1 protein-coding gene and 1 pseudogene are annotated in these 17,988 nt (G+C 60.7%); both read right to left on the reverse strand.

Features of this window, described 5'->3' with window-relative positions; all coding sequences use genetic code 11:
- Window positions 1-2 precede the first annotated feature (2 nt).
- Entirely contained in the window at window positions 3-16,049 is a 16,047-nt protein-coding gene (locus QE396_RS06200) for an Ig-like domain-containing protein (protein WP_404997371.1), read from the reverse strand.
- Between the two features lie 48 nt (window positions 16,050-16,097).
- Window positions 16,098-17,933, reverse strand: a pseudogene (locus tag QE396_RS23495) (Ig-like domain-containing protein); the annotation flags it as partial.
- Between the last annotated feature and the right edge of the window lie 55 nt (window positions 17,934-17,988).

A 17,988-nucleotide genomic window follows, 5' to 3' on the forward strand; every position in this document is an offset into this window, starting at 1 on the left:
TTTTACGCAATTAGCAGTTGATGATTTGCCAGCAGCGTAGCCAGATCGGTCTGCACGCCGTTCAGCGTGACCAGCGTTGTGGGTGAGAACTGGCCGCCGCTACCGTCCAGGTCAACCTGGATTTCGGTATTGCTGCCGTTTTGCACCACGCGGATGTAATCGGTGATATTCCCCGCACTGCCGTCCAGCGTGGCGACCCCGTTCACATAGCTCGCTGAGCCCGTACCGGTGTAGCCGCTGCCTGAAAGCAGGTCGCGCAGGTCAATACGGTCCGTATCCGCCGTGCCTTCCCAGGTGCCTACCGTAAAGCCGTTCACCACATCACTGCCGTTACCGCCTGTGGCATTGGAGGCGTTGATCAACGTGTAGAGCAGCGTATCGTGACCGCCGCTGCCAATATTGAACGTGTCGTTACCGCCACGGCCTTCGAACTGGTTGTTACCGCTGTTACCGGTAATGACATCGTCAAAGTCCGAGCCGTTAATGCCCTCAATGTTCAGCAGGCGTGAGGTACCAAACCCGGTGTCCTGCGCGGTAGAAAGACGCAGGTCGACGGTCACGCCGGACGTCGCATTGCGGTAGTCCACCACGTCCATACCCCCGGTGTTGCTCCAGGTGTCGTGATCCGAGTGGGTCGTCCAGCCGCCGGAACCGTTATAGGTATACGTGCCGTCCTCGGCGATAAAGGTATCGTTATACCCGGTACCGGTAAGCGTCCCGCTGTGCCCTCCGGTTGCTGCTTCGGCAGTGAGGACGTAGCCCTCTTTACCGTTGCCGGCTTCCAGACCGCTCCAGGTGACGTTATCCGACACGCCATTGGTGATTTTCAGGATCTCGGCCGAGTAAGTTTCATTCGGATCCAGACCGTAGAAACTCACCAGTGCAGAGGTATCGTTCGAACCGATACCGGACTGGGCGTTGATGATCTGCGAGGCCACCAGTACGCCCGCCGCGTTATACAGATTGACCGTATTACCGTAGTAGGCGTTGATACCCTCACTGTCGACAATGTGCAGATGCATCGCCGTGCCGTCGGCAACGGTTTTGCTGTTTTGCACCAGCACCACTTTGCCGTTCTGCTGCGACACCAGCAGATCCTGCGCGCCGTCCCAGTTGTAATCCACGGCGGCCACACCGGTGACGTTCGCCAGTCCGGAAGCCAGCTGACTTGATGTCCAGCTTGAACCGTAACCGTTGTTGGTAAACAGGGTTGCGGTCTGCGATCCGCTGTAGGTACTGAGCTTGATGACGTCCATCTGGCCGTCAGCGTTCCAGTCCACCGCCACCGACAGATACCCTGCTGACGCGTTAGAGGCCTCAACCGCGCTCTTGGTGGTGGAGAGTTTCCCGGTACCGTCGTTGTAGTAGATCACCCCGCCGTTGTTGTTATAGCTGCTGCCCAGGTACAGATCCATGTAGCCATCGCCGTTGAAATCCGCCCACGTCATCGACGCCGCCGTGGTGGTATTCGCCACGTTTGCCACAAACACGTTAGTCAGGTTCTGACCGAGGGATAACGTCCCGTTACCGTTGTTGTTAATCACGGTAAGCGAGTACGCGCCGCTGCGGTTGGTGTGCTGAACCACATCCACGGTGCCGTCGTTATTCAGGTCAACGCCGGAGATTTCACGCATGGTGGTGAATTGTCCCCAGAATCCGGCGCCGCCATAGCTCCCATCCGGCGTGAGTACCCCCTTGTTGTTAATAAGGTAGGTAATGGAGTCCGCACCGGCATCGCCATACGCAAGGTCCAGATACCCGTCACCGGTTTTATCGTAGGCAATGACACCGCCGTACCAGATAGTGGTTCCCATACCCAGTTGGCTGGCGTTGTAAGTGCTGCCATCGTAGGTCCACATCACCTGTGTAGACCCGCCGTAGGTGGTTTCAGTCGCAAAGATGTCCTGCGTGCCGTTACGGTCAAAATCGGCAGCGGTCTGGCTAACGGCAGGGTAGCCACGCGTATTGGTCAGCGCGTTCGCCGCGTAGGTTGAATCATCACTGCTGGAATAGGACTGTCCGTTAGCAATGATATTCCACAGGCCGCTGCTGTTCATGCCGACGGTCATGGTCGAGTTTTCGCTGTTACCCGCCGTGGTGGCCCAACTGGTATTCACCGTGGTGGTGTCAATCACCAGGCTGCCGCTCGCCGTCCCGGTGGTATTGCCGTTACCCGCGCTGCTCTTCACCTGTGCCGTTACGTTATAGCTGGCAACGCTCAGTGCATCGCTGTCCGGGATCTGCAGATACCAGGTGTTGTGATCCGGGTCGACCACCACCGCGCCGCCCGTCTGCGAGGTGTAGGTTTTACCGTTCAAATTCACCACCAGGTACTCGCCGTTCACCAGATCCGCGGAGACCGTTCCGCTGACAATCGGCGTGGTATCCGATGTTGTCTGCGCGGTAATTGCCGCCGTGGTGGTCGGGATACTGGTATCGACGTTCAGTACAAACCCGTCCGATTCCGTATAGTTACCGGCTTTATCGGTTACCCGCAGGATATACGTATGATTGCCATCGCTCAGGCCGTTATCCTGGAAGGACCAGCTTGCGCTACCGTTCATCGTGACCTGGCCCAGCAGGATCCCGTCACGATAAAGCTGCACAATCTCACCGTCATCCGGTGCGCGGTTCAGCGTTCCGTTGATCAGCGGCGAGCTGTCATCCGTCGCCATCGCGCTGCCAAAGGAGCCCAGACGCTCACCTTCGTCATCGGTATAGCTCACCACGGTTCCCACGGTGGTTGGCGGCGTGGTATCCACCGTCACCACCTGCGATGAGGTTGAGCCCACGTTGCCCGCCTGGTCGATAATCCGCACCTGATAGGTGTAATCACCGTCAGCCAGATCGCGGGTATCGGTGTAGCTCCAGCGCTGGTTGGTTACCGTTGCATCTGTCCAGGTATTCCCGCCGTCCAGGCTAATCTGCACGCGTTCATCATTGGCCAGCGCGCTGCCAAGCGAGCCGTTGAGCGTAAGCGTGGTGTCCATGGTGATGAAATCAGTGCCGGACTGCCCGGTATCTTCACTGATGCTGTCAATGGTGATGCCGTACTGAGGCGCGTGGGTATCAACCGTGACCGTCTGCGACGTGGTTGCCCCGACGTTACCGGCCAGATCGACCACCCGCACCTGATAGTTGTAGCTACCGTCGGCCAGGGTACGCGTGTCGTTATAGCTCCACTGTGTGCCATTCACCGTCGCGTTAACCCAGGTGGTGCCGCCATCCATACTGACCTGAACATACTCGCCCGCACCGGGTTGCGCCCCCAGCGTCCCGTTCAGGGTGTATGACGTTGAACTGGTCAGGAAGTCGTTGTGGTCGAAGCCGGTATCCACGGTGATGTTATCCACGGTCACCGTAATCGCCGCATCCGGGGCGACCGTATCGACAGTCACCTGCTGATGGGCACTGGATCCCACGTTACCTGCGGCATCCACCACGCGCACATAATAGTCATAGGTGGCATTACCCAGCGTGCGGCCGTCCACGTAGTACCAGCTGTTACCGGTGACAATCACGTTCTGCCAGGTCACGCCACCGTCGATGCTGATTTGCGCATATTCGCCGTCAGCCAGCGTCGCGCCGAGCGAGCCATGCAGCGTTAGCGAGGTATCATGGGTGATAAAGTCGCTGCTGCTCAGGCCAGTGTCATCGCTGATGCTGTCAATGGCGATGGTTTTACTGGCATCGGGTGCCACGGTATCAATGGTGACCACCTGGCTGGTGGTGGCGCTGATATTGCCCGCATCGTCAATCACGCGAAGCTGATAGTTATAATCGCCGTCCGCCAGCGTGCGGGTATCAACCCAGGTCCAGCTCAGTCCGCTGACGCTGACATCCGTCCAGGTTACACCGCCATCGAGGCTGATCTGCGCGTGATCGCCACTCCCCAGCGCCGCACCGAGCGTCCCTTTCAGGCTGATCTGGTTATCGCTGGTGATAAAGTCGCTGCCAGACAAACCGGTATCCTGACTGACGGAATCGACCGTAATGGTCGTCGCCGCAGGCGCGGTGAGATCCACCACCACGTTCTGGCTGTCCGTTGCCCCTACGTTACCCGCGTTATCAATCACGCGGACCTGGTACTGATACGTACCGTCCGTCAGGGTGCGGCCATCGGTGTAGCGCCAGGTGGTGCCCGTGACGGCCAGGTCAATCCAGCTCGCCCCGCCGTCCACGCTGATCTGCGCTTTCTCGTTATTGCCGAGCTGCGCGGTCAATGAACCGTTAACAATAATCTGGCTGTCGTTGGTGATGAAATCACTCGCGCTCAGCCCGGTATCGTTTTGCAGGGCGTCGATACTGATCCCCATTGACGGCGCGGTCAGATCCACGGTCACGGTGTGATCGTCGCTGGCAGTGTTACCGATGGTGTTACTCACCTGGGCATGGATCACATACGATCCTCCGTCTGCCAGCGCGGTCACGTCTGCACTGCCTACGGTGTAGTTCCAGCTACCGTCAGCCTGCACGGTTGTGGTGTAGGTTTTGCCGTTCAGGGTGATGGTCACCGTCTGGCCAGCAGGCGCGTCGGTGGTACCACCGACCACCAGAGGGATACCATGTTCAGCGGCGCTGACGATATCGTCCTGCGCAAAGGTGTGGATAGTTATGCTCGGGACATCACCGTTCAGCGTCACGTCGTGCGTCGCGCTGCCCGGGTTACCGGCCTTATCGTTCACCGTCGCCGTTAGGGTGTAATTCCCGTCACTCAGGCCGAGGAAATCATGCCCCGGCACAAAGACCGACCACGAGCCGTCCGCCCCCACGGTCGCCTGATAGTTGTGATCGTTGAAGGAAACCGTCACCGTCTGGCCCTGCTCCGCCGTGGTGGTGCCGCTGATGGTCTGGCCTGCCAGCTGCTCAGCGTTATTGACAATATCGTCATCCGCCACAGTGCCGATGGTTACGGTTGGCGCTACGGTATCCACCGTCAGGGTGTGAGTGGTCTGTCCGCTGTTACCCGCTTTATCGTTGACTGAAGCGGTCAGCGTCAGCGCCCCTTCATTCAGGGCCGCCAGGTCGGCGGCCGGCACATCCAGCGTCCACGTACCATCGTTCGCCACCGTTGCGCTGTAGGTTTTACCCCCCAGCGTTACGGTAACGGTCTGCCCGGCTTCCGCGCTGGTAGAACCGTGCACGGTCAGCGACTGCTGTGCTTCTGCTGCATTTAACACGTCGTCGCCAGAGAGCGTATTCACGCCGATCACCGGCGCGGTGGTATCCACGCTGATGCTGTGCGTTGCCGACGCGCTGTTGCCCGCGCTGTCCTGGGCAGCAACGGAGACAGGATAATGTCCGCCATCGGTCAATGCGCCCACATCAGCAGCCGGCACGGTAGTCGTCCAGGAGCCGTCGCTCTGAATGGTGGCGGTGTAACTTTTACCGTTCAGGGTTACCGTGACCTGCGTCCCGCTGGCAAACTGCGCGCTCGAGCCGTTAATCACCAGCGAGGTGCCTGCTTCTGCCGCGTTGATCACATCGTCGCCGGCAATGGTATTCACGGTCAGCGCCACCGAGGCCGTGTTGACCACCACATCATGGGTCTTCGTGCTGCTGTTGCCCGCACTGTCGGTAATGGTTGCGCTGAGGGTCGCAGTGCCGTCAGCCAGCGAGGAAATTACGCTGGCCGGTACGCCCACACTCCAGTTACCGCTCGCATCTACCGTTGTCGTGTACTGATGAGACCCGACGGTAATCACCAGCCTGTCGCCGACGTTTGCACCGGTTGCACTACCGCTGACGATCTGCGCCTGCGCATGCTCCACGCTGTTGATCACATCATCAACGGCGACCGCGTTAAAGCTGATAACCGGTGGCGTGGTGTCAAGGGTAATGGCTTTAGCCGCACTGCCTGGGTTACCGGCCGCATCGCTCACGCTAACCTGTACGGTGTAGCCGTTGTCGGCCATCGCGGTCAGGTCGGCCCCGGGCACATTCACACTCCACGTGCCGCCTGCCTGAACCTGCGCGGTGTACTGCTTATCACCGAGCGCTACGGTGACCGTCTGACCCGCTTCTGCCGTGGTGGTGCCGGTGATGGCCACACCTGCAGACGCTTCGCTGGCGTTGATCACGTTGTCGCCGGCAACCGTATCAATCGTCACGGCAGGCGCGGTCGCATCGACGCTGTATTCGCGCCCTGCTGAGGCGCTGTTGCCGTTCACGTTGGTGACGCTCACCTGTACGCTGGCATCGCCCTCTTTCAGACCGGCCAGGTCAGCAGACGGTACCGTCGCCGTCCAGTTACCGCTGGCATCAACGGTGGCCGTGTAGTGCTTGCCGCCAAAGGTGATGCTGACGGTCTGGTTGGCTTCCACGTTGCTGGTGGTGCCGGAAAGCAGCAGATCTGCCCCTTTCTCCGCCGCGTTAATCACATCGTCAACGGCAATGGTATCAATGCTGATGGCGACGGTCGCCAGATCAACAGTGACGTCATGGCTGATGGTCACCGGATTGCCCGTGGTGCTTTGGCCTGCAACGGTAACGCTTACCGTTCCTGCCGGCAGCGCGCTTACATCCGCCGCCGGAATAGCCGCGTTCCAGGTCCCGTCCGCCAGTACGGACGCCGCATAGGTTTTGCCGTTCACCGTTACCGTAAGCATGGTCCCCGCTGCCAGCCCATCGCTGGAGCCGCTGACAATCAGGTTCTGACCATGCTCAATGCTGTTGATCACATCGTCGCCTGCCACGGTATCAACACGCAGGCCCGGCAGGCTGGCATCGATGGAGATATCACGCTCGCCGGAACCGGTATTGCCGTGTCCGTTGGTAACCGTTGCGGTGACGGTCAGGTCGCCATTACCCAGCGCGGTCAGCACGGACTGCGGGACATCAACCGACCAGCTCAGATCGCTCTGTACCGTTGTGGTGTAGGTATTGCCACCGACAGAGACCGTCACGGTGTTACCCGCTTCGGCGTTCACCACTTTCCCGCCGATCGTCTGGCCTGCCGCCACTTCCGCCGCATTGATCACGTTGTCACCGGCCACGGTGTTGATGATGACGGTTGGCAGCGCGGTGTCGACCTGCAGGTTCGCCGTATTGCTGACGCTGTTCCCCACGGTGTTCGTCGCGGTTGCGCTCAGGGTGTAGTTCGCCTCACCCAGCGCGGCCAGATCCGCTGCCGGTACCGTCAGGCTCCAGACGCCGTCCGCCGCGGTTGTTGCGGTGTATTGTTTGCCGTTCAGGGTCACGGTGACCAGGGTACCTTCCGCAAGGTTGGCGCTGGTACCGCTGACGCTCAGATCCTGACCTTTCTCCACCGCGTTCAGCACGTTGTCGCCGCTGAGGGTATCGAAGCCCACGGAAGGCAGCCCGGTATCGACGGTCACGTTATGGGTGCCAGATCCGGTATTGCCCGCGGCATCGGTGACGCTGACGCTGACCGTCACGGTGCCATCCTGCAGCGCGGAAATCACGTTCGCCGGAACGCCCACGCTCCAGTTGCCCGCGGCGTCCAGCACGGTGGTGTAGGTCTGGCTGCCAAGGGTCACGGTGACTTTATCGCCCGCCGCCGCGCCGGTGGCGGAGCCGCTGACGATCTGTGCCTGCGCATGCTCAGCCACGTTAATCACGTCGTCGCCCGCCACGGTGTTGATGGTCACGACCGGCACCGTCACGTCGACCGTCAGGTTGTGAGCCACCGAGGTCGGGTTACCCGCCTTGTCACTGACGGCGGCCGTCACGGTCACGCTGCCGTCCGTAAGCGCCGCCAGGTCGGCTGCCGGAACGTCCAGCGTCCAGTTGCCGTCTGCCCCCACGGTAGTGGTGTAGTCCTTCCCGTTCAGGCTTACGGTGACCGTCTGGCCCGCTTCGGCGGTGCTGGTACCGGACACCGTCAGGTCAGCTTTCGCTTCGGTCGCATTCAGGATGTCGTCAGCCGCCAGGGTGTTAATCGTTACGGACGGCGCGGTGGTGTCCACGCTGTACTCGCGACCCGCAGACGCGCTGTTGCCGTTGACGTTGGTGACGCTCACCTGCACGCTGGCATCGCCCTCTTTCAGACCGGCCAGGTCAGCAGACGGTACGGTATAAGTCCAGTTACCGCTCGCATCGACAGTGGTGGTATAGATTTTACCGCCCATGGCGAGGGTGACGGTCTGTCCGGCTTCCACGTTGGTGGTCGCACCTGACAGCACCAGATCGGTCCCTTTTTCCGCCGCGTTAATCACGTCATCGGTAGCGATGGCGTTAATGCTGATCGCCACGGTCGCCAGATCCACCGTCACGTCGTGGCTGATGGTCATCGGGTTGCCCGTCGGGCTATCACCGGTAACGGTAATTTTCACGGTGCCTTCTGGCCACGCGCTGACGTCTGCGGCCGGCACGGCTGCGTTCCAGGTCCCGTCCGCCAGTACGGACGCCGCATAGGTTTTGCCGTTCACGGTGACGGTCAGTGCCGTGCCCGCTGCCAGCCCATCGCTGGAGCCGCTGACAATCAGGTTCTGACCATGCTCGATGCTGTTAATCACATCGTCACCTGCCACGGTATCGACACGCAGGCCCGGCAGGCTGGCGTCAATGGTGATATCGCGTTCGCCGGAACCGGTATTGCCGTGCCCGTTGGTGACGGTGGCCGTCACGCTCAGTCCGCCGTTACCCAGCGCTGTCAGCACCTCTGAAGGCACGTTGACGGACCAGGTCAGGTCATCCTGCACCGTCGCCGTCCAGCTGTTACCGCCCATCGTAACGGTGACGATATTGCCCGCTTCCGCGTGGGCCACGGTACCGCTCAGGGTTTGCCCGGCAGCCACTTCCGCCGCATTGATGACGTTGTCACCGGCCACGGTGTTGATGATGACGGTCGGCATCGCGGTATCGACCTGCAGGTTCGCCGTATTGCTGACGCTGTTCCCCACGGTGTTCGTCGCGGTTGCGCTCAGGGTGTAGTTCGCCTCACCCAGCGCGGCCAGATCCGCTGCCGGTACCGTCAGGCTCCAGCCGCCGTCCGCCGCGGTTGTTGCGGTGTACTGTTTGCCGTTCAGGGTCACGGTGACCAGGGTGCCTTCCGCAAGGTTGGCGCTGGTACCGCTGACGCTCAGATCCTGACCTTTCTCCACCGCGTTCAGTACGTTGTCACCACTGAGGGTACTGAAGCCCACGGAAGGCAGACCGGTATCGACGGTCACGTTATGGGTGCCGGATCCGGTATTGCCCGCGGCATCGGTGACGCTGACGCTGACCGTCACGGTGCCGTCGCTGAGGCCAGAAATCACGTTCGCCGGAACACCCACGCTCCAGTTGCCCGCGGCGTCCAGCACGGTGGTGTAGGTCTGGCTGCCAAGGGTCACGGTGACTTTATCGCCCGCCGCCGCGCCGGTGGCGGAGCCGCTGACGATCTGCGCCTGCGCATGCTCAGCCACGTTAATCACGTCGTCGCCTGCCACGGTGTTGATGGTCACGACCGGCACCGTCACGTCGACCGTCAGGTTATGATCCACCGAGGCCGGGTTACCCGCCTTGTCACTGACGGCGGCCGTCACGGTCACGCTGCCGTCCGTAAGCGCCGCCAGGTCGGCTGCCGGAACGTCCAGCGTCCAGTTGCCGTCTGCCCCCACGGTAGTGGTGTAGTCCTTCCCGTTCAGGCTCACGGTGACCGTCTGGCCCGCTTCGGCGGTGCTGGTACCGGACACCGTCAGGTCAGCTTTCGCTTCGGTCGCATTCAGGATATCGTCAGCCGCCAGGGTGTTAATCGTTACGGACGGCGCGGTGGTGTCCACGCTGTACTCGCGGCCCGCAGACGCGCTGTTGCCGTTGACGTTGGTGACGCTCACCTGCACGCTGGCATCGCCCTCTTTCAGGCCGGCCAGGTCTGCAGACGGCACCGTCGCCGTCCATTTGCCGTCGGCATCCACCGACGCCGTATAGGTTTTACCGCCGAAGAGGATGCTGACGGTCTGATTCTCCTCCACGTTGGAGGTGGTGCCAGAGAGCACCAGATCCGCGCCCTTCTCAGCCGCGTTAATCACATCATCCGTGGCAATGGCGTCAATCCCGATGGCGACCGCCGCAAGGTCCACCGTCACATTGTGGGTAATGGACACCGGCGTACCGGCGCTGTTCTGCCCCTCAACGGTGACAGCTACCGTGCCTGCCGCCAGCGCGCCAACATCGGCCGCCGGAATAGCCGCACTCCAGGTGCCGTCAGCCAGCACGGTGGCCGGATAGGTTTTATTATTTACCGTTACGGTCAGTGCGGTCCCTGCCGCCAGTCCTTCGCTGGTGCCGGTCACGATCAGGTTCTGACCATGCTCGATGCTGTTGATCACATCGTCACCCGCCACGGTATCCACGCGCAGTCCCGGCAGGCTGGCGTCGATGGTGATATCGCGCTCGCCGGTGCCGCTGTTGCCCACGCCGTTAGTCACGCTGGCGGTGACGGTCAGTTCGCCGTTACCCAGTGCGGTTAACACGGACTGAGGTACGTTGACGGACCAGGTCAGGTCATCCTGCACCGTGGCGGTCAGGGTGTTACCGCCGAGGGTCACGGTGACGGTGTTGCCTGCTTCGGCATTCACCACGGTACCGCTGAGAGTCTGGCCGGTCGCCAGCTCCGCGGTATTGATAATATCGTCGCCAGCCACGGTGTTGATGGTGACACCCGGCAGGACAGACTCCACGTTCACGGTGTGAGTCACGCTGGTACCGTTGCCAACAGCATCGGTTGCAGACGCCGTGAGGGTGTAGATCGCTTCACCCAGTGCGCCGACCTGATCCGCCGGAACGGTAGCCGTCCATAGCCCGTTATCATCCACCGTCGCGCTGTAGGCTTTGCCGTTCAGCATCACGGTGACGATCGCGCCCGCCGCCAGACCTGACGCGGTGCCGGTGAGGGTGAGATCCTGCGTTTTCTCGGTGCTATTGATGACATCGTCGTCTGAAACGGTGTCAATGGTCAGCACCGGAGCGGTAAGGTTGACGGCCACGTCGTGCGTCGCACTGTTGCTGTTACCCGCTTTATCGGTCAGGGTCGCGGTGATGCTGTGATCCCCGGCGGCCAGAGCATTGACGTCGGCCGCAGGCACTCCCACGCTCCAGTTGCCCGCGGCATCCAGCGTGGCGGTGTAAGATTTATTATTGATGGTGACGGTGACCACATCACCCGCTGCCGCGCCGGTGACAGACCCGGTGACAATCAACGCCTGCGCGTGCTCAACGCTGTTGATGACGTCGTCATCCGAAACGGTGTGAATGGTCAACTGCGGCACCGTGGTATCCACCAGCACGTCACGATCCACCGAGGCCGGGTTACCCGCTTTGTCGGATACCGCCGCGGTGATGGTGTAGTTTCCGTCGGTAATGCCGCTCAGGTCGGTTGACGGTACGCTCAGGCTCCAGCTGCCATCCGCCTGCACGGTGGTGGTGTAATCCTTGCCGTTCAGCGTAACGGTCACGGTCTGTCCCGCTTCCGCGTTTGTGATGCCGTTAACCACCAAATCCTGCTGCGCTTCAGACGCATTAATGATGTTGTTGTCGCTGACAATGTCGATAGAGACCGTCGGCGCGGTCGTATCCACGCTGTATTCACGGCCCGCTGACGCGCTGTTACCGTTCACGTTGGTAACGCTAACCTGCACGCTGGCATCGCCCTCCTTCAGGCTGCCTAAATCAGCAGAAGGCACGGTAGCGGTCCAGTTACCGCTGGCATCCACGGTCGCGGTGTAAGACTTGCCGCCGAAGGTGATATACACGGTCTGGTTGGCTTCGACGTGGGTGGTGGTACCCGACAGGACCAGATCCGCGCCTTTTTCCGCCGCGTTGATCACGTCGTCGGTGGCAATCGCGTTGACGCTGATCGCCACCGCGGCCAGATCGACCGTGACGTCATGCGCGATCGTCACCGGGTTTCCTGCGGTGCTCTGACCCTCAACGGTTACCGTCACCTTGCCTGCGTTCAGCGCGCTGACGTCGGCGGCCGGGATCGCTGCCGTCCAGGTCCCGTCTGCCAGAACCGTCGCCGCATAGGTTTTACCATTGACGGTCACCGTCAACGCAGAGCCGGTTTTCAGTCCATCACTGGAGCCGCTAATAATCAGGTTTTGACCATGCTCGATGCTGTTAATCACATCGTCGCCCGCCACGGTATCGACCCGCAGACCCGGCAGGTTGGCATCAATGGTGATGTCGCGGCTGCCGGAGCCGGTATTGCCGTGACCGTTAGTGACGCTTGCCGTCACGGTCAAATCGCCGTTGCCAATGGCCTTTAAGACTTCAGGCGGCACATTGACCGACCAGCTCAGATCATCCTCAACGGTGGCGGTCCAGGTGTTGCCCCCCATTGAAATCGTGACAGTGTCACCACTTGCGGCACCGCTGACTTTTCCGCTCAGGGTCTGTCCCGCAGTCACTTCCGCCGCATTGATGACATCATCAATGGCGACAGCGTTAATGGTCACCACCGGTAGCGCACTGTCGACAAGTGCCTGATGGCTGGTGCTCGCGCTGTTGCCTGCGGTATCGGTCACGCTCGCGGTGACGGTGTAGTTCGCTTCGCCCAGCGCCGAGACGTTTGATGCCGGTACCGTCACGCTCCAGTTGCCGCTGGCGTCAGTCGTGGCCGTGTAGTTAATGCCATTCAGGGTCACGACGATCGTGGTGCCGTCCGGCTGGTTGCTGGTGCCGGAGAGTTGCAGATCTTCGCCTTTCTCGATGGCATTGATCACATCATCGCCCGCAACGGTATTGATAGCGATAACCGGAGCGGTCAGGGAAACCGCAATCTCATGCGTCTGCGTGGTGCTGTTGCCCGCTTTGTCGGTGAGGGTCGCAGACATCGTATGGTCGCCATTGCCCAGCGCGCCCGCGTCAGCCGCCGGAATACCCATACTCCAGTTGCCGGACGCGTCCAGCATTGCGCTGTAATTTTTACCGTTCAGCGTCACGGTGATCACGTCGCCTGCCTGTGCCCCGGTGACTGTGCCAGAAACGATCAGCGCCTGACCGTGTTCAGCAATATTCAGAACGTCATCACCGGCAACGGTGTTGAAGGTGATCTGCGGCACGGTAGTGTCCACCAGCACAGACGCATCCGTGCTGGCCGGGTTACCGGCTTTATCCGACACGGTCGCCGTAACGACGGCAGTGCCGTCGGTGATACCGGCCAGATCGGCTGCCGGCACGTCAAGCGTCCAGCTGCCGTCAGCCTGTACCTGTGAGGTGTATTGATTGCCATTAAAGGTCACCGTGACCGTCTGCCCCGCTTCGGCAGTCGAGGTGCCGCTCAGGGTGAGATCCTGTGCCGCCTCTGCCGCATTGAGCATGTTGTCGTGACTGACCGTATCGATGGTGACCGCCGGCGCAGTGGTATCGACGCTGAATTCGTGTGACGAAGAGGCCGGGTTGCCATTCACGTTGCTCACGCTCACCTGAACGCGGGCATCGCCCTCTTTCAGGCCGCTTACATCCGCAGCCGGAACGGTGTAAGCCCAGTTGCCATTCGCATCCACGGTGGTGGTGTAGCTTTTGCCACCAAAGGTGACCGTCACCGTCTGACCGGCTTCGACCCCAGACGTGGTGCCGGAGAGCGCCAGATCGTGTCCCTTCTCCGCCGCATTCAGCACGTTATCAGGGGTAACGCTGTTAACGCTTATCGCGACCGGGGCGAGATCGACATCCACCACGGTCCCGATATTCACCGGGTTGGCGGAAGCATCCTGTGCGCGGGCTGTAATGTCGAGAGGACCGTCCGCCCACTGGCTGACATCCGCCGCAGGCACAGCCGCTTTCCAGGTTCCATCGGCCAGGACCGTGGCGACGTACTCAATGTTGTTAATGGTCACGGTAACGGTGCTGCCCGCGGCCAGATCGGTGCTGGTACCGGAAACAATCAGATTCTGACCGTGCTCGATGATATTGATAACATCGTCGCCCGCCACGGTATCAATACGCAGACCAGGCAACTGGGCGTCGATGGTGAAGTCCAGCGCGGCAGAACCGGTGTTTCCGTGCGCATTCGTCACGCTGGCCGTAACCGTCAGCTCACCGTTACCGAGCGCGGTTAACTGGCTCTGGGTTAACGGCAGGCTCCAGGTAAGATCGTCCTGCACCGCAACGGTATACGTCTGGCCGCCCAGGGTAAGGGTGACAATGTCGCCTGCCGCCGCGTTGGCGACTTTCCCCGTCAGGGTCTGGCCTGCCGCCAGTTCCGCCGCGTTGATGATGTTATCGCCCGCCAGCGTGTTGAGCGTGACCATCGGCAGCGAGCTGTCTACCAGCACATCGTGCGTGGCCGACGCGCTGTTACCCACACTGTCCGTGACGCTCGCCGTCACCGTATAGTGCGCCTCGCCCAGCGCGCTTACTGCGGAGGCCGGTACGGTAACACTCCAGTTACCGCTGGCATCCGTAATGGCGGTGTAGTGAATGCCATTCAGGGCCACGGTGATCGGGGTGCCTTCTGGCTGGTTGCTGGTCCCGGAAAGCAGCAGGTTTTCGCCTTTTTCGGTGGCGTTAATCACGTCGTCCGCCGCCAGAGTGTGAATACCTATCTCCGGCGTCACGGTATTAACCACCACCTCCAGCGTGCTGCTGCCGGTGTTGCCAGATTGGTCGGTCACAGAGACCGTAATCGTCCAGGTTCCGTCCGCCAGGCCCTGTACCACAGACGCAGGCAGGCCGAGGCTCCAGTTGCCCGCCGCATCCACCACGGTGGTGTAATCCACGTTATTGATGGTCACCGTGACCCAATCACCCGCTGCCGCTCCGGTCACGGAGCCGCTGAGGACCTGCGCCTGGGTATGGGCAAGCTGGTTTATGGTATTGGTATCGGTGACAAAATCGTTAATGGTCACCTGCGGTACGGTGGCATCCACCAGCCCGACGCGATCCGTGCTGCTGCTGTTACCTGCCACATCGCTCACGGTTGCCGTTACCGTGACGGTGCCATCGGCCAGTGCGCCGACGTCCGCAGCAGGTACTGTCAGTTGCCAGCTACCGTCATGTTGAACGGTGGTCTGGTAGGTTTTACCGTTCAGCGCGACGGTGACCGTCTGGCCCGCTTCCGCCGTGCTGCTACCGCTTAACACGATATCCTGCTGCGCTTCGGCAGCACTGATGATGTTGTCATCGGTCAGATTATTGATCGTGATGTCCGGAGGCAGCGTATCGACCGTCACCACGCGCGACGCATCGGCGCTGTTGCCGTTAACGTTCGTCACGCTGACGCTCACCTGCGCGCGGCCGTCAATCAACGTTTCCATGGCGCTGGCCGGTACGGTCAGGCTCCAGGAGCCGTCCTGCTGCACCTGCGCGGTATAGGTCCGATCGGCGAATTTCACCACCACAGTCTGCCCGGCTTCCACGCCCTGCGTCTGGCCAGAGAGCGTGAGATCGCTGCCTTTTTCCGCCGCGTTCAGTCGGTCATCACCGGAGATGACATCAACAGTCACCGCCACGGCGTTCAGGTCGAGTTCGATCGGATGTTCAGCGGCAACGGCATTGCCCCACGCATCTTCTGCACTGACGTGCACTGCGATATGGCCCGGCGTCCAGGACTGGAGGTCGCTCGCCGGGACACCAATCTGCCAGCCACCGGTGGCGTTGACCACGGTGACATAGTCGACGTTATTGATGGTGACGGTGATCTGCGTGCCTGCGGCCAGATGGCTGCTGGAGCCGGTCACGGTAAGATCCTGATGCTGCTCAATGGCATTGATCACGTCATCACCGGAAAGGGTGTTAACGCGCAGACCCGGCAGCGCCGCGTTGATATTGATATCGCGCTCGCCGCTGCCCGTATTGCCGTGGCTGTTGGTGACTGACGCGGTAATGGTCAGGTCGCCGTCGCCGAATGCCCTGAGATCCGCAGACGGGATAGTGAGGTTCCAGGTCAGATCGCTACCCACGGTGGCGCTGTAATGCTTGCCGCCAACGGAAACAGACACCGTATCCCCTGCCGCTGCACCCGTGACACGACCGCTGATCGTTTGATCGGCGGCCACTTCGGCGTTATTTACCCGGTTGTCGCCGGCAAAGGTATTAATGACCACCTGTGGCAACACGGTATCAACCAGCAGTGTGGCCTCCGCTGAGCCGCTGTTGCCCACGCTGTCGGTACCGCTGACGCTGACGGTGTACAGCGTGTTCGCCAGTTGCAGGACGTCGGAAACCGGTACCTGAACTGACCAGCTCCCGTTCTCGACAACGGTTTGATAATTGACGTTGTTCAGCGTCACGGTGATGGCGCTGCCGTCTGGCAGCGTGCTGGTGCCGGTCAGGCTCAGCGGCTGCATAGCCTCCTGAGCATTGAGAACGTTATCCTGGCTGATGGCATGAACGGTAAATTCCGGTGGGTTACCGCTCAGCGTAATGCCGTGTGTGGCGCTGCCGGTATTGCCCGCGGCATCGGTAACGGAAACCGTAATGTTGTGGTTGCCTTCTCCCAGCAAGCCCACCACAGACGCAGGCACACCCACGCTCCAGCTGCCGTCCGCCTGCACCACACCGGTGAAGGTCTGACCGCCAACGGTTACGCTCACGACATCCCCTGCTGCGGCGCCGCTCGCCGTACCGGAAATAATCTGCGCCTGACCCTGCTCGCTGGTATTGAGGATATTGTCGTCAGCAACGGTGTTAATCGTCACGACCGGGGCGGCGGTATCCACGGTGAAATCGACGGTCGTGGAAGATCCGTTCCCCGCTTTATCGCTGACGTTCACCGTTAGCGTATGGTCGCCATTCGCCAGCGATTGCACCTCGCTGGCGGGAAGCGTAACGGACCACGTGCCGTTGCTCCCCACCGTGGCGGTATGATTTTTCCCGTTGAGCGTTACCGTCACAATCTGGCCGGCTTCCGCATCGGTTTTACCGGTGAGCGTCAGCGCCTGGTTGTGCTCAGCCGCGTTGATGATGTTGTCCTGCGCAATCGTATCAACAGAAAGCGCTGGCGCGTTGGTATCCACACCTATCGTCTGGCTGCCGCTCACGGTATTGCCCGCGGCGTCTTTACCGCTGACGTTCACCGTCCAGGTGCCGTCACCCAGCGCCTGTGCATCCGCGGCAGGCACGTTCACACTCCATGCGCCGCCGGCCCCCACTTCCGCCGTGTAGGTTTTGCCGTTCAGCGTGACGGTAAGCCCGGTTCCCTGCGCCAGATTTTTGCTGGTGCCGGACAGCGTAAAGCCAGCGGAGTGTTCGCTGGCATTGATCACGTTGTCACCGGCCGTTGTCCCCAGCGTGATGCTGGCGTCAGCGGTAGAAATTGTGACGGTAATGCTGCCCGCCTGCGTCGTTTTGCTCCCGTCGATTTGCACGACAGACCAGGTATGTTCGCCGTCAGCCTGAGTCGGGAGTTTTACGGTCCAGGTACCCTCTTTCCCGACCATGGTGCTGGCAATGGTGCTTCCGCTGCTGTCTTTAACCTGAATGGTCGCGCCCGGCTGCCCGGTACCGCTAAAGGTTGGGGTGTTGTCGTCCGTGATCGCTTTTCCACTCAGCACACCCTGCTTATCACCCGCGTTGTCCGTCAGCAAAAAGGTCGGCGTCGCGCTTTCAACATCTTTGGTGTTGTCGATGACTTTGGTTTTGGTTTCGCCGTCACCCCCGTGCGCCAGCAGTGCGCCAATGGCACCGCCGCCCAACGCAGCGCCTGCAATCCATCCCCATGGCGCGTCATTGAGAACGCTTCCCTGCTCAAGGAAAGGCTCAATGCTGGCAACCGGCGTAGCCTGCGCGGTTAACTCGGTAACAGCAACGCCAGACGCTTCCCCGGCATCGGCAAAAGAAATATGCGTCAGTTCCTGCTGATCGTTGAAGACCAGTTCTGATTGATTATGGGTCTGTGGATCTTCAACAAAATAGTTATTGCAGCGAATAACGCTGCCGTCTTTCATATAAATAAGCAGGTCTTTACCCTGGCGAACATAACGCACAACATCCTGAGCAGAACCCTGAATTTCAATCACACTCGGCGAAGAAATAGAAACCGACAAATTACCCTCACCGGTTAATTTCGTTTTCTCGGCCGTTTTGCGAATGATGACATCA

Source organism: Enterobacter sp. SORGH_AS_0287, from assembly GCF_031453695.1.
In the GTDB taxonomy this organism is placed as follows: domain Bacteria; phylum Pseudomonadota; class Gammaproteobacteria; order Enterobacterales; family Enterobacteriaceae; genus Enterobacter; species Enterobacter ludwigii.